Here is a 22,103-nt window from a genome sequence, read left to right on the forward strand (position 1 = left end):
CGGGTATGCTCGGCAATTCCCGGTTCCAGCCAAGCCCAGCTCCCAGCCGATGCCCCCCTTACTGCGCCGCCTCCTGCTTTGCCTGCTGATCCTCGCCGTCGCCCTGGCTGCGCTGGTCTACAGCCTGACCTGGCACCCCGCCGCACGCGAGGAGGAACGGGTGAGCTGCGTGGCCGAAGCGCCGCTGCTGCAACCCGGCCAAGCCCTGAAGGTGTTGACCTGGAACCTGCAGTACCTGGCCGGCAAGCGCTACGTCTTCTACTACGACCTGCCTGACCGCGAAGGCCCGGACGAACGCCCGACCGCCGCCGACGTGGCCTACAGCCTGGACGAGGTGGTGCGCGTGCTGCGCGACGAGCAACCGGACCTGGTGTTCCTCCAGGAACTGGACGAAGGCGCCCGCGCCACCGACTACCAGGACCAGCTGGCCCTGCTGCGCGAGCGCCTCGCCGACGTCTATCCCTGCAGCACCCAGGCCTTCTACCGGAAGGCCGCCTTCGTGCCGCAGCCACACATCCTCGGCAGCGTCGGCATGAAGCTGGCGACCCTCAGCCGCCTGCGCATGGACAGCGCCGAACGCCTGCAATTGCCCCTCGCCGAAGGCGACCTGCTGCAGCGCCCCTTCGAACGCAAGCCGGCGCTGCTGGTGAGCTACCTGCCGGTGCGCGAGGGCGGGCGCCTAGCGGCGATCAACACCCACCTGGACCCCTGGGTGCCAGGCCAGGACACCGCACAGCGCCAGTTGGCGATGACCCGCAGCCTGCTCGACGAACTGGAACGGGAGCGCACGCCCTGGGTGCTGGGCGGCGACTTCAACCAGTTGCCGCCGGGCCAGTACCCGCATCTGGACGCGGTGCAACGCAGCCGCTTCGCCCCGGACAGCGAGCTGGACGCGCTGAAGGCCTACCCGAGGGTGCCCGCCGCCGAGGAAACCGACGGCGCCGAGCGCCAACGCTGGTTCACCCAGTTCCCCAACGACCCGCGCGTGACGGGGCCGGACCGCACCGTCGACTATGTGTTCCACAGCCCCCGCCTGACCCGCATCGACGCACGCGTGCGCCAGCTCGATACCCTGCGCATCTCCGACCACCTGCCCCTGATCGCACGCTTCCTGCTGCCGCCGGTGCATTGAGATGTTGACTGGGGCGAGGCGTTTTTAGCTGCCCCACTTTTCGCGGCTCATCCGAGGTATCAGGCACGTCTCATCTTCTCGGCACACCCTACGGCGGGGCTTCATGCTTTTCGCAGGATGGGGCGTTCCGGCCGCTTCACACACAGCTGACCCAGGTCAGGGCGCGCTTGGCGGTACGCGGCATGATCGGCAACGGGCTTAGTGCCCGCCGCCATCCGCCGTTCGGGAGCCCGCCATGCATTACCTGCTGCTCAAATTCATCCACCTCACCGCCGCTGCCTTTTTCATTGGCGGGGTGTTCTTCGAGGTGATGATTCTCAGCCGTGCCACCCCGGTGCTGGAGCAGGAACCCCGCGAGCGCTTCTCCAAGGCCCTGGGGCAACGCGCACGCAAGGTGATGCACTGGGTGGTGCTGGCACTGTTCGGTGCTGGGCTGGGGCTGGCCATGCACTATCGCGCGGCGTTGCATGCCCCGCTGTCCAGCAGCTTCGGCACCCTGCTGACGCTGAAGATCATCCTGGCGTTGAGCATCCTCGGGCACTTCCTGCTGGTGGTGGTGCTGATGCGCCGTGGGCAGATGACGCCGCAGCGTTCGCGGCGCATCCACATCAGCGTGCTGGTGCACATGCTGGGGGTGATCTTCCTGGCCAAGGCGATGTTCCTCCTCAGCTGGTAAGCCGCCCCCTCACTTGCGCGGCTTGGCCCGGGCGGTGGGCTCGGCGATCAGCGGGTCGTCCGGCCAGTAGTGCTTCGGGTAGCGGCCCTTGAGGTCCTTCTTCACCTCGATATAGGTGTTGGCCCAGAAGCTGGCCAGGTCCTGGGTGACCTGCACCGGGCGGCGCGCGGGAGACAGCAGGTGCAGCTTGACCACCTGGCGGCCCTCGGCGATGCGCGGCGTGTCGGCCAGGCCGAACAGCTCCTGCAGGCGCACCGCCAGCACGGGCGTGTCTTCGCTGTAGTCGAGGCGGATGGCCGAGCCCGACGGCACGGTGATCGCGCGCGGCGCCAGCTCGTCGAGGCGCTGGGGCAGCGGCCAGGGCAGCAGGCCGGCGAGGATGCCCGACAGCTCCAGGGCGGAGAAATGGCTGAGGCGGCTGACCTTGCCCAGCCAGGGCGCGAGCCAGTCTTCCAGGGAGTCGAGCAGCGCGGCATCGGAGAGGTCCGGCCAATCGCTGCTGCCCTGTCGGGCCAGGTCGAGGCGCCGCAGCAGCGCCACGCGGGCCTGCCACTGACGCAGGTCCGGCGTCCAGTTCAACAGCTCAAGGCCCTTGCGCCGCACCAGCCCCACCAGGGCGCGGGTGCGCGCGGCTTCGTCCAGGCTGGCCAGGGGTTCGCGGTCCAGCACCAGTTCGCCGATGCGCCGCTGGCGTTCGGCCCGCAGCACGCCTTCGCGCTCGTCCCAGTCCAGTAGCTCCTGGGCGCTGACCTGTTCGGCGAGGGGGCCTTCGAACAGCGTCGGGTCGAGGTCGGTGGCGAGGTAGATGCGCTCCTCGCGCTGGCCCTGGCGGCTGCCCAGGTCGGCGATCACCAGCCAGGGCTCTTTCATCAGTGCATCGGGCTCGGCGAACAGCGCGGCACGGCCGTTGGCCAGGCGGTATTCGGCGCCCCCGGGGCGGCGTTGCTGGGCGATGCGGTCGGGGTAGGCGAAGGCCAGCAGGCAGCCGAGCCAGCGCGGGTGGTCCGGGTCGGCCACGGCTTCGCTGGCGGCGCCACGCAGGTGGGAGCGGAACTGCCGCGCCAGCTGGCGGGCACGCTGCACCCCGCCCTTGGCGCCACGGGCGGCACCCGCCTCGCCGGCGAGTAAGGCGATGCGGCTGTGCAGGTCGGCGCCGCCACCCCGGAGGATGTCGCGCTCGCCGAGCAGCGCAGCGAGGTCGCAGGCCAGGCTGCCGAGCCCCAGCGCCTGCCCGCGCAGCAACAGGTGGGCGATGCGCGGGTGCGCCGGCAGCTCGGCCATGGCCTGGCCGTGAGCGGTGAGCGTCAGGCCGCCGCTGTCGCGCGGGGCCAGGGCGCCCAAGCGGCGCAGCAGGTCACGGGCCTGGCCGTGGGCGGCGGCGGGCGGCGGGTCGAGCCAGGCCAGTTCGCCGGGCTCCACGCCCCAGCGCGCCAGTTGCAGGGCCAGGCCGGCGAGGTCGGCCTGGAGGATTTCGGCACTGCCGTGGGCAGCCAGCTGCTGGTGCTGGGCCTCGGACCAGAGGCGGTAGCAGGCGCCCGGCTCCAGGCGCCCGGCGCGGCCGGCACGCTGGGTGGCGGAGGCGCGGGAGATGCGCTGGGTGTCGAGGCGGGTCATGCCGCTGGCCGGGTCGAAACAGGGCACCCGCTCCAGGCCGGCGTCCACCACCACGCGCACGCCGTCGATGGTCAGGCTGGTTTCGGCAATGTTGGTGGCCAGCACCACCTTGCGCGTGCCGGCCGGCGCGGGCTCGATGGCGGCACGCTGGGCGGCCAGGTCGAGCTCGCCGTGCAGCGGGCAGAGCAGGACGTCGCTGCGCCCCTGCAGCTGTTCGCCGAGCTGCTCAGCGACGCGGCGGATCTCGGCCTGGCCGGGGAGGAACACGAGGATGCTACCCGGCTGGTCGGCCAGGGCCAGGAGCACCGTCTGCAGCACCCGCGGCTCGATGTATTCGCCAGCCTGGAAGGGCCGCCCCCAGTGGATATCCACAGGGAACATGCGTCCCTCGCTGCGCACCACGGGTGCCGCGTCCAGCAGGCTGGACAGGCGCTCGCCCTCCAGGGTGGCGGACATCAGCAGCACCTTCAGCGGCGGCTCGTCACGCAGCAGCGCGCGGCCGTTGAGGGTCAGCGCCAGGGCCAGGTCGGCGTCGAGGCTGCGTTCATGGAACTCGTCGAAGATCACCAGGCCGACGCCTTCCAGCGCCGGGTCGTCCTGCAAACGACGGGCGAGGATGCCTTCGGTGACCACTTCGATGCGCGTGCGCGGGCCGACCTTCGACTCCAGGCGGATGCGGTAGCCCACGGTCTCGCCGACCTTTTCGCCCAGCTCGTCGGCCAGGCGCTCGGCGGCGGCCCGGGCGGCCAGGCGGCGGGGTTCGAGCATGAGGATGGACTGCCCGGCGAGCCAGGGTTCGCCCAGCAGCGCCAGGGGCACGCGGGTGGTCTTGCCGGCGCCGGGGGGCGCTTCGAGCACCGCTTCATGGCGCTGCGCAAGGGCCTCGCGCAGGGCGGGCAGGACGGCATCGATGGGTAGCGGATTCATGGGGGCTCCAACGCGGGGTGGCGATTATAGCGGCGAACTGCCAGCCCTTTCGTGTGGTCTCAACACTGCCGTGCGTTTTGCAATGAACGCCTTGGTATAGTGACGCCATTTTCTCGCCTGGAGCCGCATATGCGCATGTCTTCCCGTTTGATCGGTGGCGCCGTCGCCGCCGCCCTGCTGACCCAGCTGACCGCTTGCGGCACGCTGTTCTTCCCTGACCGCCGTGGCCAGATCGAAGGCAAGATCGACCCGGTGGTCGCCGCCCTCAACGCCGTCGGCATCCTCTTCTATGTGATCCCCGGCCTGATCGCCTTCGGCGTCGACTTCGCCACCGGTGCCATTTACCTGCCGGACAACGAGACCGCCCAGGTCGACCCGGCGCTGCTGAAAGACGCCATCGGCACCGACGGCAAGATCGACAACGCCCGCCTCAAGGCGATCATCGAGCGTGAAACCGGCCGCAACCTGCCGCTGGACGACCCGCGCCTGATCCAGCACAGCGGCAGCCTCGAGCAACTGGCCGCCTATGGCCTGAAACCGGCCGCCTGATGCGTGCGCTCGCCGGCCATTTCGACAAACTCCTGGCCTACCACGGCTGGGCCTACCGGCAATTGCTGGCGAGCCTCGCGCCCCTCGACGACACCCGCTACCGGGCCGATCGCGGCCTGTTCTTCGGCTCCATCCACGGCACCCTGAACCACCTGGCCGTGGTGGACCGCATCTGGTTCTCCCGCCTGCTGCACCTGCCCCGCCCCTTCGAAAGACTGGACGCCGAGGCCGCGCCGGACCGCGCTGCCCTGGCCGCAGTGCTGGCCGAAGGCATCGGCCTGTGGCGCGCCTGGCTGGCCGGGCAGGACGACGACGCCCTGGCCGCGCCCCTGGAATACCAGAACATGAAGGGCGAGCCGTTCCACCGCCCCCATGGGGAAATCATCACCCACCTGGTGAACCACGGCACCCACCACCGGGGCCAGGTGACCGCGGCGATGACGGCGATGGGCCTGGAAAGCCCGCCGCTGGATTTCATCTACTACCAGCCCAGCCGTTCATGAGCACTTCAGCGCAGCACGCACGCCTGTTACGCCTGGCCACCAGCGCCTCGCTGAGTGTCGCCCTGACCCTGGTGCTGGCCAAGGCCGTCGCCTGGTGGCTGAGCGGTTCGGTCAGCCTGCTCGCGGGCCTGACCGACTCGCTGCTGGACAGCGCCGCCTCCCTGCTCAACCTGCTGGCGGTGCGTTTCGCCCTGAAGCCGGCGGACGATGACCACCGCTTCGGCCACGGCAAGGCGGAATCCCTCGCCGGGCTGGCCCAGGCCATGTTCATCGCCGCCAGCGCCGTGCTGGTGGGCGTGCAGGCGGTCGAGCACCTGCGCCAGCCGGAGCCCTTGGGCAGCCAGGGCCTGGGCATGGCGGTGATGGTGCTGTCCCTGGTGCTGACCCTCGCCCTGCTGGCCTTCCAGCGCCATGTGGTGCAGGTCACCCACTCCACCGCGGTGCGGGCCGATTCCCTGCACTACCGCTCGGACCTGCTGCTCAACACCAGCATCCTCATCGCCCTGGCGCTGGCCAGCCAGGGCTGGGACCGGGTGGACGGCCTCTTCGGCCTGGGCATTGCCGCCTACATCCTCTGGAGCGCCATCAGCATCGCCCGGGAATCGGTGGCAGTGCTGATGGACGAGGAAGTCTCCGCAGAAGTGGGCGAGCGCATGCACCAGCTTGCCTGCGCGGTGCCCGGCGTGCTGGGCGCCCACGACCTGCGCACGCGCATTTCCGGCAGCCACTGGTATGTGCAACTGCACCTGGAGCTGCCGGGCGAGCTGCCGCTGTCCCAGGCCCATGCGCTGTGCGAGCGGGTGGAACAGGCGATCATCGCGGCCTACCCACGGGCCGAGGTGCTGGTGCACGCCGACCCCATCGAGGTGGTCCAGGCCGCCCGCCGCTGAGACTGCCCTACCGGTATTCCTCCCCATTGTTGGTTGGCTTCGCAGATTTAGAGCTTTTGCTCTATATTCGCCGCGCGTCATCCCACAACAACAATTCGAGGAGCCTTTCCCATGTCGCAATCCCCCACTGCCATTGCCTTACTCGGCCTGGTCGCCTGGAGCCTGCTGCTGGTCTTTTTACTGGTAAATCAGCGCGGCCTGCTGGTGCTCGGCGGGCGGATGAAGGTCAACGCCTTCGCCCCCGATGGCGGCAACACGCCCGGTGCACTCGGCCAGCGCCTGGTGCGCGCCCACGCCAATTGCCTGGAAAACCTGCCGATGCAGGCGGCGGTGCTGCTGTTCGCCCTGGCCACCGCACAAACCGCCATCACCGACCCTCTGGCCCTGGTGCTGCTGGGTGCGCGCATCTTCCAAAGCGTCGTCCACCTGATCAGCACCAGCGCGCTGTTCGTCTGGCTGCGCTTCGCCGGCTTCTTCGTGCAGCTGGCGGTGCTGGCCTGGTGGCTGCTGCGCCTGGCCAATCTGGTCTGAGATATCCACAGCTACCGCAGGATGGGTCAGACGGCGTTCCGCGAGCGTGGCGGAACCCATCATGGGCATGCGCATCAGCATGGGTTTCGCTTCGCTCTACCCATCCTACGGTTCAAGCCTGTGCATCACGGTTTTTCTCGCGGGCAATAAAAAAGGGGGGCCCCTATTTCGGGCCCCCCTTTGGGGAATCTGTCCTGTGCTGGCAATTGTGTCGCCGCTTTCATCGCCTGCCTGATTGGGCAGCGCGGACCCGGGGGCCGACTCGAACCGGTGGGTTCGGCGGCGCCGACGCGCCTGATTGGGCGGGTCGGGTGGACATGCTGTCCGGGCCGTGAAACTGAGAAGAATCTTAAGCTGCCGGGCACGACAGATGATTGCAAAGATTGCTCTGCAGATTGCCACTTGCGCAATTTTTCACTAATCACGCATCATTCCTGGCAATCCACATGGAATCCGGGTGCACAGATGGAAAAACTCGACCGCTACGACCTGAAGATCCTCGCCGAACTGCAGCGCGATGCGCGCACCTCCAACCAGGAGCTGGCCGAGCGCATCGGCCTGTCGCCCTCGCCCTGCTCGCGGCGGGTGAAGCAGCTGGAGGACGACGGCTACATCGTGCGCCAGGTGGCCCTGCTCGACCGCAAGAAGCTGGGGCTGAGCCTGACCGCCTATGTGCTGATCGGTATGGACCGCCACACCCCGGAGCGCTTCGAGCACTTCCAGTCGGTGATCGGCCAGTGCCCGGAGGTGCTGGAGTGCTGCCTGGTGACCGGCATGGAGGCGGACTATCAGCTCAAGGTGGTGGTGCCGGACATGGACCATTACCAGCAGTTCCTGCTGGGCCAGCTGACCCGCATCGAAGGCGTTACCAGCGTGCGTTCGAGCTTCGTGCTCAACCAGGTGCTGAGCACCACGGAACTGCCGCTGACCCACCTGCGCGGCTAATACGTAGGTGGTACTGGCGAGCACCGGAGCGCGGCGTATAATCGCCGCGCCTTTGCTGTGCCCCGCGTGGTTTCGCCAATAAGAGCCCCAGGCTCGCAGAACAACAACCGCAGCCCCCGCCCTCACGGCATCACTGCCCGGCGCATTCCCGCGCCGGGTCTGATTCGTTTCGCTGCTAGAGGTTGAGAATGAGCCCCGAGAAATTCGAAGAGTGGATGATGACCGCGATGATCGCCGGTCTCGTGCTGTTCATGGCGTTCATCGTCTGGGACCTCGCGAAGAAGTCCAAGGCCGGTCGCTTTGGCACCTTCATCCTGTTCCTCGCCCTGGGTCTCGGTGTGCTCGGCTTCGTCATCAAGTCCCTGGTGATCGGCGGCCTCGAAGGCATGTAAAAAACCTCCCCCGCGCTCCCCGCACAGGCAAGGTCGCCTGCGTGGGCGGCTTCGTTTTTTCTGCCTGGAGACAACATGAACGCCACTGATCGCGTCATGCAGAGCTATGGACGCTGCTGTGCCAACCCCGATTTCTTCGATGCCTTCTATCGCCGCTTTCTCGACAGCTCGCCGCAGATCCGCGCCAAGTTCACCGAGACCGATATGCCGGCGCAGAAGGCGCTGCTGCGCCAGGGCATCCTCAACCTGGTGATGTTCGCCCGCGGCATGCCCGACACCAAGTTGCGCGCACTCGGCGCCACCCACTCCCGCGAGGGCTTCGACATCCGCCCCGAGATGTACGACCTGTGGGTGGAATCGCTGCTGCTGACCATCGCCGAGCACGACAAGGAGCACAGCACCGAGGTACGCAGCGCCTGGCGCGAGGTGCTGAACAAGGGCATCGAAGTGATCAAGTCCTTCTACTGATCAGTTCCTGATCCAGCCGCCGGCGCTCAGTCCAGACGCGCCGGCACGTCCTTCCACTGACCGAGCCCCAGCCCGTCCAGGGCGAAGGGGCCGATGCGCACGCGCACCAGGCGCAGGGTCGGCAGGCCGACGGCGGCCGTCATGCGCCGCACCTGGCGGTTGCGCCCCTCGCGGATCACCAGTTCCAGCCAGGCCGTGGGTACGCTCTTGCGGAAGCGCACGGGCGGGTCGCGTTCCCACAGTTGCGGTGCCTCCAGCAGGCGCGCCTCGGCCGGCAGGGTCGGGCCGTCGTTGAGTTCGACGCCGTCACGCAGGCGCTGCAGCTGTTCTTCGTTGGGCTCCCCTTCCACCTGCACCCAGTAGGTCTTGGCCAGCTTGTGCTTGGGATCGGCGATGCGCGACTGCAAGCGGCCGTCATTGGTCAGCAGCAGCAGGCCCTCGCTGTCACGGTCGAGACGCCCGGCGGGGTAGATGCCGGGGATGTCGATGAAATCCTTGAGGGTGGCGCGCCCTTCCCCATCGCTGAACTGGGTGAGCACGTCGAACGGCTTGTTGAACAGCACCAGGCGCGGTTCGGCCGGCGGCGCCTTGGCCACGCGGCGGGGAGCGGCAGGCTGGGGGCGGCGGGAAGAAGGACGTGGAGAGCGCGGCGGGCGGGACGACATGGCTGGTTACGAGCGGCAGTGGACAGGGTATCGGAAGCGCATGCTAGGTTGAGCGCCCCACCACCGCAAGAGCGAGGACCACCATGCCCCGTGCGTTACGCCCCACCTGGCTGATCAGCCTGATGACCCTGGCCGGCTGTGCGGGCACGCCCTACCAGGGGCCGACCTCGGACCACTTCGACGGCCAGCGTTTCCACAACATCGAACCCAAGCCGCACAAGGACCTGTGGTCGGTGCTGAAGTGGCAGTTCAACCGCGAGAAGCAGGCACCCTGGGTGGAAGAGCCCGCCGTCGCAGCCCCCGAGGTCGTCGAGCGGGTGCAGGGCGACGAGCTGCGCATCACCTACATCAACCACGCCACCGTGCTGATCCAGCACCGCGGCCTGAACATCGTCACCGACCCGGTGTGGTCCCAGCGCGTCAGCCCCTTCAGCTTCATCGGCCCGCGCCGCCACCAGCAGCCGGGCCTGAGCCTCAACCAGCTGCCGCCCATCGACCTGATCCTGGTCAGCCACAACCATTACGACCACCTGGACCTGGAAAGCCTGCGCGGCCTGGCCGAGCGCTTCCCCCTGGCCACGGTCGCCACCGGGCTGGGCAACGGCCCGCTGATCCGTGAGACCGGTTTCGCCCGCGTGGTGGAGCTGGACTGGTGGCAGGAACTGCCGCTGAACGACGAGCTCACCCTGCACTCGGTGCCGGTGCAGCACTGGTCGGCGCGCACCCGCAGCGACACCAACCAGACCCTGTGGATGGGCTTCGTGGTCACCTCGCCGGACGGCCCGCTGCTGTTCCCCGGCGATACCGGGCTGGGACCGGAGTTCCGCCTGATCCACGAGCGCTTCGGGCCCATGCGCTTCGCCGCCCTGCCCATCGGCGCCTATGCGCCACGCTGGTTCATGCGCGACAACCACATGAACCCGGACGATGCCGTGCAGGCCCACAAGCAGCTGGATTCGCGCAACAGCCTGGCCATCCACTTCGGCACCTTCAACCTCACCGATGAAGGCCAGTACACCCCGCCCAAGGACCTGGCCAAGGCGCTGGCGGACTGGAACGTCGAGGCCGACAACTTCCGCGTGCCGACGCCGGGCTACCAGTGGCAGGTGCCGGTGATGAAGTCAGTGGCAGCGGAGTGAGCAGGCGGCGCTGCGCGCCGCTTGGCGACTGAAGTCGCCCCTACAAGTCGCCCCCCCATCCGGGAATGAAAAGGGCCGCATTGCGCGGCCCTTTTCTTTTTGCCTGCCACTCAGCGGAACGGCGGCTCGTCGAAGCTGCGCAGCTTGCGCGAGTGCAGCGAGTTGAGCTGGGTGCGCAGCAGGTCCAGCGCGGCGATGCCGATGCGCAGGTGCTGGCTGACGGCACGTTGGTAGAAGGCGCTGGCCGAGCCCGGCAGCTTGATCTCGCTGTGCAGCGGCTTGTCGGACACGCACAGCAGCGTGCCGTAGGGCACCCGCAGGCGATAGCCCTGGGCGGCGATAGTGCCGCTTTCCATGTCCACCGCCACCGCCCGCGACAGGTTGATCAGCGGGCGCTCCTGGGCCCAGCGCAGCTCCCAGTTGCGGTCGTCGTAGGTGAGCACCGTGCCGGTGCGCAGGCGCCGCTTGAGGTCTTCGCCATGTTCACCGGTAACCAGTGCTGCTGCGTCCTGCAGGGCCTGCTGCACTTCGGCCAGGGCCGGCAGCGGGATATGCGGCGGCAACACTCGATCAAGGATGCCGTCGCGGCGCATGTAGGCGTGGGCCAGCACGTAGTCGCCGATGGTCTGCGACTGCCGCAGCCCGCCGCAGTGGCCGATCATCAGCCAGCAGTGGGGGCGCAGCACCGCCAGGTGGTCGGTGATGTTCTTGGCGTTGGACGGGCCGACGCCGATGTTGACCAGGGTGACACCGTGGCCGTCGGCGGCGATCAGGTGATAGGCCGGCATCTGGTAGCGGTGCCAGACCACACTGTCGATCACCGCCTGCATGGTCTCCTCGTTCATGTCCCGCTCTACCAGCACGTTGCCGGGCAGGACCATGCGCACGAAGCGCGGGTCTTCGCGCAGCTGGGTGAGGCCGTGCTGGATGAACTGGTCGACGTAGCGATGGTAGTTGGTCAGCAGGATCCAGGGCTGCACATGGCGCCAGTCGCTGCCGGTGTAGTGCACCAGGCGACGCAGGGAGAAATCCACCCGCGCCGCGTCGAACAGTGCCAGGGGCAACGGGTCGGCCTGCTCCCAGTCATAGAGCCCGTCGGCGACACCATCGGTGGCGGCGGACAGGTCGGTGCTGGGGAACACCCGCGCCAGGGCGGCGGCGGTCACGTCGGTGCCGGCCAGCTCATCGCCCTGCTCGACCACGTAGGGGTAAGGGATGTTCTGCTGGCTCACGCCCACTTCCACCTGCACGGTGAAGTCGCTCATCAGCGGGCGCAGCTGCTCCAGCAGGTATTTGCGGAAGGCCGCGGGGTGGGTGACGGTGACGCTGTAGGTGCCCGGCACCTGCATCTTGGCGTAGGCGCGGACGGTGGACGGTACCTCGCCCTGGCAGCGATAGGTGATGCGCAACTCCGGGTAGCGGAACTGCGCGCGCTGGGCGGCGTCCGGCTCGGCCCGTTCCTTGAGGTAGAGCTTGAGGGCCTGGCTCAGCGCAGAGGTGGCGCGGCCATGCAGCTCGGCCAGACGGTCGACCGCCTCTTCGGCGGTGCTGGCGATGAGAAACTCGGGGGTATCCTGGGTCACGATCGGCATCCTGTCTGTGCGAACAGGTTCTATCTTGCCGCTGTCCGGGCCCGCGGCATAGAGCCTTCGGTGCATTGCGCGACGATTGTCCCGGCAATGGCAGCCTGCATGCCCTGCAGCTAGGCTTGGGCGACCCCAACGACGAGTCCTCCGCCATGGCCCGCCTTCTCTGCCTGCTACCCGCCCTCTACTGCTGCTCCCTGCTGGCCGGCGAACTCGACGGACGCTACCAGGCCAACCTCGACGGCCAGCCCACCGAACTGGTGCTGCGCCAGGACGGCCAGGCAGTGAGCGGCCAGTACGTGGAGAATGGCAGCCTGCGCCTCGACCTCAAGGGCAGCTTCGACGGCCAGGTGCTGCGAGCGGAAATCAGCGTGCCGCAATCCGGCCAGGTGGTCGCCACCCTCGCCGCCCGCTACGCCGACGCCCAGCTCGCCACCCGCATCGCCGCCCGCGACCCGCGCAACGGCCAGGTACTGGAGCGCCAGGCACTGTTCCTGCGCGCCGACCAGGCGAACGCACAGGCACAGCCCCAAAGCACGGGCGGCGGCCTGGACCCGGCCCTGGTGGGCAACTGGGTGCACGAGAAGATCATCAACAGCAGCGGCGGCACCGGCTTCGCCTCCTTCAACACCGTGATGATCCTGCGCCTCGGCGCCGACGGCAGCGTGGCGCAATGGACCCGCTCCGCCGGCGGTGGCGGCGACTGGAGCTACGACAGCCCCGGCCAGCTGCAATACAGCGGCCAATGGCGCAGCGACAACGGCGTGCTGCTGGTGCGCCAGCAAGGCGCCGCCGACTACCAGCCCGCCGCCCGCTACCGCTTCAGCGACCCCTACCTGGTCACCGAGGGCACGGGCGGGAAGATGATCTGGCAGCGGCGCTGAACCGCTGGCCAGAAAGATCGCCGGGTTTCACCCGACCTACGACGCCACACGCCGAGCGTTACACCAGATGCGGCGTGCTGCGCGCCACCAGCGCTTCGACATCTACGCCGCGCGGCAGGGTGCCGTAGACGCGGCCGCCTTGGCCGAGGCGGCTGGCGATGAAGGCGTCGGAGACGGTGGCGTTGCCGGCTTCCAGCAGCAGCTTGGCCTGCAGCCCCACGGCGACGTCTTCGGTGAGCTGGCGGGCGCGGTACTGGATGTCGGCGGTGTCATGGAAGGCAGCCTTGAGGTTGCCGATGTGGGCGGCCAGGCGGGCGTCGCCGTGGCCGTCGCCCAGTTCGGCGAACAGAGCGTCGAGCACGCCGGGCTCCTTGGACAGGGCGCGCAGCACGTCCAGGCACTGGACGTTGCCGGAGCCTTCCCAGATGGAGTTGACCGGCGCTTCGCGGTAGAGGCGCGGGAGGATGGTTTCCTCGACGTAGCCGGCGCCGCCCATGCATTCCTGGGCCTCGTTGATCATCGCGGGGGCGCGCTTGCAGATCCAGTACTTGCCCACGGCGGTGACCAGGCGGGCGAACTTGTCTTCCTGCTCATCGTGGGCGTGGTCCAGGGCGCGGCCCATGCGCATGGTCAGGGCCAGCGCGGCTTCGCTTTCCAGGGCCAGGTCGGCCAGTACGTTCTGCATCAGCGGCTGGTCGGCCAGCACGCGCCCGCCGACCTTGCGGTGGGCGCAGTGGTGCGCGGCCTGGGTCAGCGCCTGACGCATCAGCGAGCTGGAACCGATCATGCAGTCGAAGCGGGTCAGGGAGACCATTTCGATGATGGTGGGCACGCCGCGCCCTTCCTCGCCGATCATCCAGGCCAGGGCGCCACGGTATTCCACCTCGCTGGAGGCGTTGGCCCAGTTGCCCAGCTTGTTCTTCAGGCGTTGGATGTAGAACTGGTTGCGGGTGCCGTCCGGGCGGTGGCGCGGCAGCAGGAAGCAGGACAGGCCCTTGTCGGTGTAGGCCAGGGTGAGGAAGGCGTCGCACATGGGCGCCGAGCAGAACCACTTGTGGCCGACCAGCTCGTAGGCCTGGCCCGGGCCGGGGATGCCGACGGGGTGGGCGCGGGTGGTGTTGGCGCGCACGTCGGTGCCGCCCTGCTTCTCGGTCATGGCCATGCCGATGGTGACGCCGCTCTTCTGCTCCATGGGCAAATTACGCGGGTCGTACTGGGTGGAGAGGATCTTCGGCAGCCACTTTTCGGCGATATCCGGCTGCAGCTTGAGGGCCGGGACGCTGGCGTAGGTCATGGTCAGCGGGCAGGCGTTGCCGGCCTCGGGCTGGTTGTGCAGGTAGTTGAGGGCCGCGCGCGCCACCTGGGCGCCGGGGCGCGGGTCGGTCCAGGGCAGCGAGGGGATGCCGGCGGCGATGGCCGAGGCCATCAGCTCGTGGTAGGCGGGGTGGAACTCCACCAGGTCGATGCGGTTGCCGTAGCGGTCATGGCTCTTGAATACCGGCTTGTTCTCGTTGGCGAGGAAACCCGCCGCCATCAACGCGCCGCCGGCCGCAGCACCGTAGCGGTCGAGCTGCGCCTCGGCCCAGCCGCCGTCGTAGCGGCGGGTCCATTCCTGCAGGGGCAGGTCGACGCGGTAGAGGTTGGCGCCGTCCAGGGACGGCACCTGGTTGAGTACGTCATGGGTTTCGGCGAACTGGTGCAGGTTCATGGCGGTTCTCCTAGGCAGGGGTGGCGGCGCCAACGGCGCGCAGGCAGAAGAAAACGAGGTTGCGGCTGACCAGTTCGAGGTCGGCCTGGGATTGCCCGGGCTCACGGGCGGCGCGGGCGGGCGGCGACAAGGGGCCGACCAGGGCTTCGGCGATGGCCCCCACCAGGCAGGCAGCGGTGAGGGGCGTGGAGAGGAGGTCGAATTCGCCGCTGGCGCGCCCTTCCTCCAGCAACTCGATGAACAGCTCGGCGTAGGACTCGCGATAGAGCAGGCGCTGCTCGTCCACTTCCTGGTCCACCGGCTCGGCGATGAGGGCGAAGGCCAGCCGGCGGCTGCTCCAGGCGCGGGCGGCGAACTGGTTCAAGCCTTCGGCCAGGCGCCAGGTGGGGGGGCCTGGGCCGCGCAGCAACTGGGCCAGGGTGTCCACTTCCACTTGGCTGGCGCGGGCGAAGACTTCCGCCGCGAGCTCGCCCTTGTTGCGGAAGTGCCGGTACAGGCTGCCGGTGGCGACGCCGGCGTCCTCGGCCAGGGCCTGCATGGTGAGTGCGGCGAAACCGCCCTCGGCCACGCGGGCCAGGGCGCAATCGAGAATACGCCGGCGCAGTTCCTGGTCACGGTCGATTCGGGTGGCGGTGACTCGGTAGGACATGGTCTGAATCCTGATTCATCTTTTTCAGTGAATCAGGATTCAGACTTTGCAGAAAGCGGGATTAACGCCGTCGAAAAGGGGAAAAACGCCGCCTGCCTTGCCGTGTCAGGCGCTGGTTTCCACCGGCCGGCAGAGCAGCCAGTCGTGCAGCAGGGTGCGCAGCTCTTCGAACTTGACCGGCTTGGCCAGGTAGTCGCTCATGCCCGCCGCCAGGCAGCGCTCGCGGTCGCCACTGTGGCTGTGGGCGGTGATCGCCAGCACTGGCAGGTCGGCATAGGTGGGCATGCCGCGCAGGGCACGGCAGGTGGCGAAGCCGTCCATCACCGGCATCTGGCAATCCAGCAGGACGCCGTCCACCGGCTCGCGACGCAGCAGCTCCAGGGCCTCGGCGCCGTTGTCGGCGGTGCGCACGCGGTAGCCGAGCTTGAGCAGCATGCCGCGGGTCACCAACTGGTTGATGGCGTTGTCCTCCACCACCAGCACGGTGCATTGCTCGGGCCGACGCTGGGCCTGGCCGGCGGCGCGGCGCGGGGGCGTGGCCGGCAACTGCGGCTGGGCGGGCCGGGTCAGCTGCACGTCGAGACGGAAGCAGCTGCCCTGGCCGGGCTCGGATTCATGGGTGAGGTCGCCACCCAGCAGCTCCACCAGCTGCCGCGCCAGGGCCAGGCCGATACCCAGGCCGCCGTATTCGCGGGTCATGGAGCCGTCGATCTGGCGGAAACGCCGGTAGAGCGAGCCATCGGCCGGGGTCTGGAAGCCGATGCCGGTGTCTTCCACTTCCACGCGCAGGCCCAGGTCGTCGCCGCTGGACTCCAGGCGCAACACGCGCAGGGTGACGCTGCCCCGGGGGGTGAACTTGATGGCGTTGTCCAGCAGGTAGCCGAGGGACTGGGAGAGCTTGCCGGCGTCGCCTTCGAGCATGTCGGGCAGGCTTTCATCCAGCTCCAGTGAGAAGCGCAGGCCCTTGTCTTCGGCACGCGGGGCGTACTGGGCACGCAGGCTGTCGAACAGGCCACGCAGGCTGAAGGGTTCGCGCCGGGGGTAGAGCTTGCCGGCCTGGAGTTCGGTCATGGCGAGGATGTCGTTGACCAGGCGCATCATGTCCCGCGCCGAGCTGGCGGCGGTCTTCTGGTACTGCTCCAGCTCGACGTCGAGCTTGACCGTCTGCATCAGTTCCAGGGAGCCGATCACGCCGTTCATCGGAGTGCGCAGCTCGTGGGTGACGGTGGCAAGGAATTCGTCCTTCAGGCGGTTGCTGTTGGCCAGTTCCTGGTTGAGCGTCTCCAGCTTGCGCCCGGCTTCCTGGAGGATGCGCGTGCGCTCTTCCTTCATGGCGTTGATGCGGTCGGCCAGGGCCAGGGACAGCAGCCCGACCTCCAGCGCGGAACCGATCTGGCTGGCGTACATGGTGAGGAAGACATTGGGCAGGTAGCCCAGCACCATCAGGGTGTTGATGGCGCCGCCGATGAGGAAGGTGGTCCAGGCGAAGATGAAGTAGCGCGCCACCCGCATGCCGCGCAGCCAGGCGAGAACGCCTGCGGTGAAGATCACCACCGTGAAGATCAGCGCCAGGGAGGTGGCCAGGCGCAGGGCCACGCCGTAGCTGGCGGCCAGCGACAGCACCATCACCAGGCCGCCCATGGCCATCAGCCCGAGCAGGGTGCGGTCCATCCACGGGCTGTGCTCGGCGGTGTGCAGGAAGCTGCGGGCGAACTGGCTGCCGAACAGCGAGGCCGAGCCGATCAGGAAGGGCGTCGCGGCGTTGGCCCACCAGGGGCTGTCGGGCCAGAAAAATTCGATGCCGGCGCCGTTCACCGAGATCTGGTAGAGCCCGAACGAGGCGATATAGAGGATGTAGTAGAGGTAGCTGGTGTCGCGGACGCTGAGGAAGATGAACAGGTTGTAGATCAGCATCACCAGCAGCACGCCGTAGATGATGCCGAGCACGTAGATGCGCCCGGGCTGCTCTTCCAGGTAGGCCTGCGGCGACCACAGGGCCAGCGGCGCCTGGATCGAGCCCTGGCTCTGCAGCCTCAGGTAGAGGCGCTGGGGCTGGTTGGGCTGCAGGTTGAGGCTGAACAGGTAGTTGTTCTGCTTGATCTCTCGGCTGGAGAAGGGCAAGGCGTCGCCGGTGCGCTGGGCCAGGCGGTAGCCGCCCAGGCCGTCGGGCAGGTAGAGCTCGAGGTGATCCAGCGGCGGGTAGGCGAGTTCCAGCAACCAGGGCTGCTGGCCACCCAGCGTTCGCGGGCGGTAGTCGAGGTCCACCCGCAGCCAGAACACCGAGCGCGAGTAGCCGGCGTTGAGCACGGGTTTGTCGTGACGGCGGAAGCTGCTTTCCAGGGCGGGCGAGGTGATATCGGCCAGGCTGGCGTCGCCGCGTACGTCTTCGAATACGTCCATGTGCCGCCCGAGGGGCAGTTGGCGCGTCTGCTCGTCGAATTCGACCGCCAGCACGGACGTGGAAACCAGAAGGAGAAGAAGCAGAAGGACGCGCCGCATGAGGCCCCGCAAAGGCCTGTTGTGCGCGTCGGGAAGTCCCTTCTTCCCCTGCTGACGCGCCACACGGGGCCTGGTTGTTCGAATTCGCTCACTTTAGCACAGCCCAAGGCCGCACGAAGAGGCACATTGCCATAAGCCACCAGCCGCTCTAGAACGGCACTTACAAGGCATGACACGGGAAGACGCAAGGGCGTGTTCCTGCCCCACCCTGGGGCAGGTTGTCGCAGAGACCTTTTGTCCGACAATGCGCACGGGCCGGCCGGGCTCCGGGCGTTGGAAAAGTGATAAGCTCGCGCACCATGAAAAAGCCCATCTCCCGCCCCATCGTCCTCTGTCTTTCCGGCCACGACCCCAGTGGCGGCGCCGGTCTCCAGGCGGACATCGAAGCCCTGATCGCCCAGGGTTGCCATGCCGCCCCTGCCGTGACCGCCCTCACCGTGCAGGACACCGTCAACGTTTCCGACTTCCGCGTGCTCGACCGCGAGTGGGTGCTGGCCCAGGCCCATGCGGTGATCGCAGACCTGCCGGTCTCCGCCGTCAAGCTGGGCATGCTTGGCTCGGTGGAAATGGTCGAGACGGTCCTGGAAATCATGCAGTCCCTGCCGGGCGTGCCGCTGGTCTGCGACCCGGTGCTGCGCGCGGGCGGCGGTGGCGCCCTGGGCAAGGACGAAGTCGGCTTCGCCATGCGCGAGCGCCTGCTGCCGGTCGCCACCCTGGCCACCCCTAACCTGCCGGAAGCACGCATCCTCGCCGAACTGCCCGAAGGCACCGCCGACCAGTGTGCCGAGAAGCTGCTGCCGTTCGTCCGCCACCTGCTGATCACCGGCGGCCATGGCGACGAGACCGAAGTGCACAACCGCCTTTATTCCCGCGATGGCAGCCAGCACACCTTCACCTGCCAGCGCCTGCCGGGCAGCTATCACGGCTCCGGCTGCACCCTGGCCAGCACCCTCGCCGGCCGCCTGGCCCTCGGCCAGGACCTGGTCAGCGCCGTGGAAACCGCCCTCGATTACACCTGGCGCACCCTGCGTGACGCCGAGCAGCCCGGCCAGGGCCAGTTCGTGCCGCGCCGCCTGCCCCTGGACTTCTGCTCATGAAGCTGCGCGGTCTCTACGCCATCACCGACAGCGCCCTGCTCGCTGACGGCCGCTTGCTGCCCTACGTCGAGGCGGCGCTCAAGGGCGGCACCCGACTGCTGCAGTACCGCGACAAATCCGGTGACGACGCCCGCCGCCTGCGCGAAGCCGACGCCCTGCGCGAGCTGTGCGCGCGCCACGGTGCGCAGTTGATCATCAATGACGATGCCGAACTGGCTGCGCGCCTGAGCGTCGGCGTGCACCTCGGCCAGGGCGACGGCTCCCTCGCCGCCGCCCGCGCCCTGCTCGGCCGCAACGCCATCATCGGCGGCACCTGCCACGCCAACCTGGAATTCGCCGAGGCCGCGGTGCGCGAAGGCGCCAGCTACATCGCCTTCGGTCGCTTCTTCAACTCCAACACCAAGCCCGGCGCCCCTGCCGCCACGCCCGAGTTGCTGGACGAAGCCAAACGCCGCTTCGCCCTGCCGCTGGTGGCCATTGGCGGCGTGACCCAGGACAACGCCCCCGAGCTGATCGCCCGTGGCGCCGACCTGATCGCCGTGATCCACGCCCTGTTCGCCGCCGACAGCCCCGCCGAAGTGGAGCGCCGCGCGCGCGCCTTCAGCGCCCTGTTCGATCCGGCCTGAGCCCCGTACACCCGTTTTCAGAGAGAGCCTGACATGTCCCGTTCCGAAACCCTGTTCGCCAACGCCCAGAAACACATCCCCGGTGGCGTCAACTCGCCGGTCCGCGCCTTCAAGAGCGTCGGCGGCACGCCGCTGTTCTTCAAGCACGCTGCGGGCGCCTACGTAACGGACGAGGACGACAAGCGCTACGTGGACTACGTCGGCTCCTGGGGCCCGATGATCCTCGGCCACAGCCACCCCGACGTGCTCGCCGCCGTGCGCCGCCAGTTGGAGCACGGCCTCTCCTACGGCGCCCCGACCGCCATGGAAACCGAGATGGCCGACCTGGTCTGCTCCCTGGTGCCGTCCATGGAGATGGTGCGCATGGTCAGCTCCGGCACCGAGGCGACCATGAGCGCCATCCGCCTGGCCCGTGGCTACACCGGCCGCGACAGCATCATCAAGTTCGAAGGCTGCTACCACGGCCACTCCGACAGCCTGCTGGTGAAGGCCGGCTCCGGCCTGCTGACCCAGGGCGTGCCAAGCTCCGCCGGCGTGCCCGCAGCCTTCGCCAAGCACACCCTGACGCTGCCCTTCAACGACATCGACGCCGTCGAGAAGATGCTCGGCGAAGTGGGCCAGGACGTGGCCTGCATCATCGTCGAGCCGGTGGCCGGCAACATGAACTGCGTCCCCCCGGCCCCGGGCTTCCTCGAAGGCCTGCGCCGCCTGTGCGACCAGCACGGCGTGGTGCTGATCTTCGACGAGGTGATGACCGGCTTCCGCGTCGCCCTCGGCGGTGCCCAGGGCTACTACGGCGTGACGCCGGACCTGTCCACCTTCGGCAAGATCGTCGGCGGCGGAATGCCCGTGGGCTGCTTCGGCGGCAAGCGCGAAATCATGTCGCAGATCGCCCCGCTGGGCCCGGTCTACCAGGCCGGCACCCTCTCGGGTAACCCGCTGGCCATGGCCGCCGGCCTGACCACCCTGAAGCTGATCAGCCGCCCCGGCTTCCACGCCGAGCTGAGCGACTACACCAGCCGCATGCTCGACGGCCTGCAACAGCGCGCCGATGCCGCGGGCATCCCCTTCGTCACCACCCAGGCGGGCGGCATGTTCGGCCTCTACTTCAGCGGTGCCGACGACATCGTCACCTTCGACGACGTGATGGCCAGCGACGCCGAGCGCTTCAAGCGCTTCTTCCACCTGATGCTGCAGGGTGGCGTGTACCTGGCGCCCAGCGCTTTCGAGGCCGGCTTCACCTCCATCGCCCACGGCAATGCCGAGCTGGCCATCACCCTGGAGGCCGCCGAGCGCGCGTTCGCCGAGCTGAAAAAGGCCTGACCGGCTTTACGCGGACGTTGCATCCGGGAGCCGCGCCTACGGGCCAGCGCCCGGATGCAAGGAAATCCGCGCAAAGACTTTGTAAGAAGCGCCTTGCTTATTTCATAATGTGACGGTCGGCGCGTTTCGCCGGCCGGGCCCGTCGCCCGCACTGCTTTTCGAGGCGCTGTGATTTCATGAACCGCACCGGCCGCATCCTGACCCTGGGCAGCCTGTTGCTCCTCTCCCCACTGCTGGCCGAAGCCGGCGGTAACTCCCTGCTGATCTCGGCCACCGGGCGCTGCAGCCTGAATACGCAACCCGAAGACCAGCAGGAAGCCCTCTCCAACTGCCAGCAGGCCGCCAAGGCCGGCGACACCGAGGCGCAGTACGAGCTGGGCGAGTTCTACTACGACGGCAAGCGCACCCCCCGCGACCTGCACCAGGCGCTCAACTGGTTCGAGCAAGCCTCCTTGAAGGGCAACGCCCAGGCGCAGTTCCGCCTCGGCAACATGTTCTTCCGTGGCGAAGGCGTGCCAGCCAGCAACGTGCAGGCCTATATCGTGCTGAAGATGGCCGCGGTGAACGGCTCGGACGAGGCGATGGACACCGCCGACATGGTCTCCGGCCAGATGCGCGCCGACGAACTCGAGATCGCCACCCAGGTGCTGGGGCAAATCTTCCGCAACTACCTGATCGAACTGCAGACCGCCGACGGCGGCTCGCCTTTCTCGCCGTTGCCTTAGGAGCAGCTGGAAGCTGGAAGAGCCTGAGGCCTCGACGGAAACCGTCAACCCTCGGGCTTATTTATTTCCCCACCCCTTACGTATCCGGGAAGGCCCGAACGTAGGGTGGACCACGCTTCACCGGTCCACCATTTCGGAGTCATGCCGAGCATCGGCAGCATGGGTTTCGCTACGCTCGCGGAACGCCGCCCGCCCCATCCTACACACAGCACTTCCAGCTTCAGGCTTCAGGCTTCAGGCTTTCAGCTGCTCTTATCCGGCATCGGCATGGGGAACGGCATGACGTTGCCGGTGACCTTGGCTTCGCTGATCTTCGGGGTGCCGAGGCGTTCGACCTCGTCGATGCGGATGATGGCGTGCATGGGTACGAAGCTGCGCACCACGCCTTCGAACTGGGCCTTGAGCTTTTCTTCGCTGGGGTCGACCACCACCTGGGTGCGCTCGCCGAAGACGAATTCCTCTACCTCCAGAAAGCCCCACAGATCGCTCTGGTAGATCTGCTTGGCGTACATCTCGTACACCTGGCCCTGGTTGAGGAAGATCACCTTGTAGATCGGGTCGCGCTTGGTCATGGA

At 68.0% G+C, this 22,103-nt stretch carries 22 protein-coding genes; 15 read left to right on the forward strand and 7 right to left on the reverse strand.

What is annotated here, in order from left to right; all coding sequences use genetic code 11:
• The first annotated feature begins 49 nt into the window (after positions 1-49).
• Both RTW82_RS14195 and RTW82_RS14200 read left to right on the forward strand, forming a co-directional pair.
• A complete protein-coding gene (locus RTW82_RS14195; RefSeq protein ID WP_316925466.1) occupies positions 50-1,132 on the forward strand; it encodes an endonuclease/exonuclease/phosphatase family protein in 1,083 nt (360 codons plus the stop codon).
• A 235-nt stretch (positions 1,133-1,367) separates the two neighbouring features.
• Positions 1,368-1,808 (forward strand): CopD family copper resistance protein, encoded by a 441-nt coding sequence (locus tag RTW82_RS14200; protein ID WP_021221987.1) that lies wholly within the window; start codon positions 1,368-1,370, stop codon positions 1,806-1,808.
• Between the two features lie 9 nt (positions 1,809-1,817).
• Here the strand turns inward: RTW82_RS14200 and hrpB are convergent, their stop codons facing one another.
• Complete coding sequence (gene hrpB, locus RTW82_RS14205) at positions 1,818-4,349, reverse strand: ATP-dependent helicase HrpB (RefSeq protein ID WP_316925467.1); 2,532 nt, start codon at positions 4,347-4,349, stop codon at positions 1,818-1,820.
• Positions 4,350-4,478: 129 nt separating this feature from the next.
• Here hrpB and RTW82_RS14210 point away from each other — a divergent pair, with 129 nt between their 5' ends.
• The 7 genes from RTW82_RS14210 (at position 4,479) to RTW82_RS14240 (ending at position 8,627) form a co-directional block, all read left to right on the forward strand.
• On the forward strand, positions 4,479-4,898 hold the full coding sequence (locus tag RTW82_RS14210) for a polyribonucleotide nucleotidyltransferase (RefSeq protein ID WP_184489652.1): 420 nt from the start codon (positions 4,479-4,481) through the stop codon (positions 4,896-4,898).
• Positions 4,898-5,401, forward strand: a complete 504-nt coding sequence (locus RTW82_RS14215; RefSeq protein WP_316925468.1) for a DinB family protein — start codon at positions 4,898-4,900, stop codon at positions 5,399-5,401. The genes RTW82_RS14210 and RTW82_RS14215 overlap by 1 nt, the downstream gene beginning before the upstream one ends.
• Positions 5,398-6,291, forward strand: coding sequence for a cation diffusion facilitator family transporter (locus tag RTW82_RS14220; RefSeq protein ID WP_184489651.1), 894 nt, complete (start codon positions 5,398-5,400; stop codon positions 6,289-6,291). Before RTW82_RS14215 ends, RTW82_RS14220 begins: the two co-directional genes overlap by 4 nt.
• Before the next feature lie 111 nt (positions 6,292-6,402).
• Positions 6,403-6,822, forward strand: a complete 420-nt coding sequence (locus RTW82_RS14225; RefSeq protein WP_316925469.1) for an MAPEG family protein — start codon at positions 6,403-6,405, stop codon at positions 6,820-6,822.
• Positions 6,823-7,287: 465 nt separating this feature from the next.
• Entirely contained in the window at positions 7,288-7,767 is a 480-nt protein-coding gene (locus RTW82_RS14230) for an Lrp/AsnC family transcriptional regulator (protein ID WP_316925470.1), read from the forward strand.
• 188 nt (positions 7,768-7,955) lie between these two features.
• On the forward strand, positions 7,956-8,159 hold the full coding sequence (locus RTW82_RS14235; protein WP_021221994.1) for a DUF2788 domain-containing protein: 204 nt from the start codon (positions 7,956-7,958) through the stop codon (positions 8,157-8,159).
• A gap of 75 nt (positions 8,160-8,234) precedes the next feature.
• A complete protein-coding gene (locus tag RTW82_RS14240) occupies positions 8,235-8,627 on the forward strand; it encodes a globin (protein ID WP_173178501.1) in 393 nt (130 codons plus the stop codon).
• 26 nt (positions 8,628-8,653) lie between these two features.
• Here RTW82_RS14240 and RTW82_RS14245 read toward each other — a convergent pair whose 3' ends face one another.
• A complete protein-coding gene (locus tag RTW82_RS14245; RefSeq protein WP_021221996.1) occupies positions 8,654-9,223 on the reverse strand; it encodes a pseudouridine synthase in 570 nt (189 codons plus the stop codon).
• Between the two features lie 152 nt (positions 9,224-9,375).
• Here RTW82_RS14245 and RTW82_RS14250 point away from each other — a divergent pair, with 152 nt between their 5' ends.
• Complete coding sequence (locus RTW82_RS14250; RefSeq protein ID WP_316925471.1) at positions 9,376-10,431, forward strand: MBL fold metallo-hydrolase; 1,056 nt, start codon at positions 9,376-9,378, stop codon at positions 10,429-10,431.
• Positions 10,432-10,541: 110 nt separating this feature from the next.
• Here the strand turns inward: RTW82_RS14250 and amn are convergent, their stop codons facing one another.
• The gene (gene amn, locus RTW82_RS14255) at positions 10,542-12,023 is read right to left on the reverse strand and encodes an AMP nucleosidase (protein ID WP_021221999.1); all 1,482 of its coding nucleotides are present in this window, start codon (positions 12,021-12,023) and stop codon (positions 10,542-10,544) included.
• Between the two features lie 146 nt (positions 12,024-12,169).
• Between amn and RTW82_RS14260 the strand changes: the two genes are divergently transcribed.
• Positions 12,170-12,901, forward strand: a complete 732-nt coding sequence (locus RTW82_RS14260) for a hypothetical protein (protein ID WP_316925472.1) — start codon at positions 12,170-12,172, stop codon at positions 12,899-12,901.
• A gap of 58 nt (positions 12,902-12,959) precedes the next feature.
• Here RTW82_RS14260 and RTW82_RS14265 read toward each other — a convergent pair whose 3' ends face one another.
• The 3 genes from RTW82_RS14265 to RTW82_RS14275 all read right to left on the reverse strand — a co-directional run bounded on the left by RTW82_RS14265 (position 12,960) and on the right by RTW82_RS14275 (position 17,757).
• Positions 12,960-14,609, reverse strand: a complete 1,650-nt coding sequence (locus RTW82_RS14265; protein WP_316925473.1) for an acyl-CoA dehydrogenase family protein — start codon at positions 14,607-14,609, stop codon at positions 12,960-12,962.
• A 10-nt stretch (positions 14,610-14,619) separates the two neighbouring features.
• Positions 14,620-15,258: a TetR/AcrR family transcriptional regulator gene (locus RTW82_RS14270; protein ID WP_316925474.1), complete on the reverse strand. Its 639-nt coding sequence runs from the start codon at positions 15,256-15,258 to the stop codon at positions 14,620-14,622.
• 105 nt (positions 15,259-15,363) lie between these two features.
• Positions 15,364-17,757 carry a hybrid sensor histidine kinase/response regulator gene (locus RTW82_RS14275; protein WP_316925475.1) on the reverse strand — a complete coding sequence of 798 codons (2,394 nt, stop codon included), beginning with the start codon at positions 17,755-17,757 and terminating at the stop codon, positions 15,364-15,366.
• 299 nt (positions 17,758-18,056) lie between these two features.
• Here RTW82_RS14275 and RTW82_RS14280 point away from each other — a divergent pair, with 299 nt between their 5' ends.
• The 4 genes from RTW82_RS14280 to RTW82_RS14295 all read left to right on the forward strand — a co-directional run bounded on the left by RTW82_RS14280 (position 18,057) and on the right by RTW82_RS14295 (position 21,528).
• The gene (locus RTW82_RS14280) at positions 18,057-18,854 is read left to right on the forward strand and encodes a hydroxymethylpyrimidine/phosphomethylpyrimidine kinase (RefSeq protein WP_021222004.1); all 798 of its coding nucleotides are present in this window, start codon (positions 18,057-18,059) and stop codon (positions 18,852-18,854) included.
• Entirely contained in the window at positions 18,851-19,480 is a 630-nt protein-coding gene (gene thiE, locus RTW82_RS14285; protein WP_021222005.1) for a thiamine phosphate synthase, read from the forward strand. The genes RTW82_RS14280 and thiE overlap by 4 nt, the downstream gene beginning before the upstream one ends.
• A gap of 33 nt (positions 19,481-19,513) precedes the next feature.
• Positions 19,514-20,803, forward strand: a complete 1,290-nt coding sequence (gene hemL, locus RTW82_RS14290) for a glutamate-1-semialdehyde 2,1-aminomutase (RefSeq protein WP_316925476.1) — start codon at positions 19,514-19,516, stop codon at positions 20,801-20,803.
• 176 nt (positions 20,804-20,979) lie between these two features.
• Positions 20,980-21,528, forward strand: a complete 549-nt coding sequence (locus tag RTW82_RS14295; RefSeq protein ID WP_021222007.1) for a tetratricopeptide repeat protein — start codon at positions 20,980-20,982, stop codon at positions 21,526-21,528.
• Between the two features lie 242 nt (positions 21,529-21,770).
• Here the strand turns inward: RTW82_RS14295 and RTW82_RS14300 are convergent, their stop codons facing one another.
• Entirely contained in the window at positions 21,771-22,100 is a 330-nt protein-coding gene (locus RTW82_RS14300) for a DUF1820 family protein (protein WP_021222008.1), read from the reverse strand.
• Positions 22,101-22,103 lie beyond the last annotated feature (3 nt).

The organism is Pseudomonas sp. zfem005 (assembly GCF_032621735.1).
GTDB lineage: Bacteria > Pseudomonadota > Gammaproteobacteria > Pseudomonadales > Pseudomonadaceae > Metapseudomonas > Metapseudomonas solani.

Bases quoted from the DNA above. Each gene is read 5' to 3' on its own strand.
- RTW82_RS14220 (WP_184489651.1), top strand. From the start codon at position 5,398: ATGAGCACTTCAGCGCAGCACGCACGCCTGTTACGCCTGGCCACCAGC.
- RTW82_RS14240 (WP_173178501.1), top strand. From the start codon at position 8,235: ATGAACGCCACTGATCGCGTCATGCAGAGCTATGGACGCTGCTGTGCC.
- hemL (WP_316925476.1), top strand. From the start codon at position 19,514: ATGTCCCGTTCCGAAACCCTGTTCGCCAACGCCCAGAAACACATCCCC.
- RTW82_RS14230 (WP_316925470.1), top strand. From the start codon at position 7,288: ATGGAAAAACTCGACCGCTACGACCTGAAGATCCTCGCCGAACTGCAG.
- RTW82_RS14195 (WP_316925466.1), top strand. From the start codon at position 50: ATGCCCCCCTTACTGCGCCGCCTCCTGCTTTGCCTGCTGATCCTCGCC.
- RTW82_RS14300 (WP_021222008.1), bottom strand. From the start codon at position 22,100: ATGACCAAGCGCGACCCGATCTACAAGGTGATCTTCCTCAACCAGGGC.
- amn (WP_021221999.1), bottom strand. From the start codon at position 12,023: ATGCCGATCGTGACCCAGGATACCCCCGAGTTTCTCATCGCCAGCACC.
- RTW82_RS14275 (WP_316925475.1), bottom strand. From the start codon at position 17,757: ATGCGGCGCGTCCTTCTGCTTCTTCTCCTTCTGGTTTCCACGTCCGTG.
- thiE (WP_021222005.1), top strand. From the start codon at position 18,851: ATGAAGCTGCGCGGTCTCTACGCCATCACCGACAGCGCCCTGCTCGCT.
- RTW82_RS14235 (WP_021221994.1), top strand. From the start codon at position 7,956: ATGAGCCCCGAGAAATTCGAAGAGTGGATGATGACCGCGATGATCGCC.
- RTW82_RS14250 (WP_316925471.1), top strand. From the start codon at position 9,376: ATGCCCCGTGCGTTACGCCCCACCTGGCTGATCAGCCTGATGACCCTG.
- RTW82_RS14260 (WP_316925472.1), top strand. From the start codon at position 12,170: ATGGCCCGCCTTCTCTGCCTGCTACCCGCCCTCTACTGCTGCTCCCTG.
- RTW82_RS14210 (WP_184489652.1), top strand. From the start codon at position 4,479: ATGCGCATGTCTTCCCGTTTGATCGGTGGCGCCGTCGCCGCCGCCCTG.
- RTW82_RS14200 (WP_021221987.1), top strand. From the start codon at position 1,368: ATGCATTACCTGCTGCTCAAATTCATCCACCTCACCGCCGCTGCCTTT.
- RTW82_RS14225 (WP_316925469.1), top strand. From the start codon at position 6,403: ATGTCGCAATCCCCCACTGCCATTGCCTTACTCGGCCTGGTCGCCTGG.
- RTW82_RS14265 (WP_316925473.1), bottom strand. From the start codon at position 14,609: ATGAACCTGCACCAGTTCGCCGAAACCCATGACGTACTCAACCAGGTG.
- RTW82_RS14270 (WP_316925474.1), bottom strand. From the start codon at position 15,258: ATGTCCTACCGAGTCACCGCCACCCGAATCGACCGTGACCAGGAACTG.
- RTW82_RS14215 (WP_316925468.1), top strand. From the start codon at position 4,898: ATGCGTGCGCTCGCCGGCCATTTCGACAAACTCCTGGCCTACCACGGC.
- RTW82_RS14295 (WP_021222007.1), top strand. From the start codon at position 20,980: ATGAACCGCACCGGCCGCATCCTGACCCTGGGCAGCCTGTTGCTCCTC.
- RTW82_RS14280 (WP_021222004.1), top strand. From the start codon at position 18,057: ATGAAAAAGCCCATCTCCCGCCCCATCGTCCTCTGTCTTTCCGGCCAC.
- hrpB (WP_316925467.1), bottom strand. From the start codon at position 4,349: ATGAATCCGCTACCCATCGATGCCGTCCTGCCCGCCCTGCGCGAGGCC.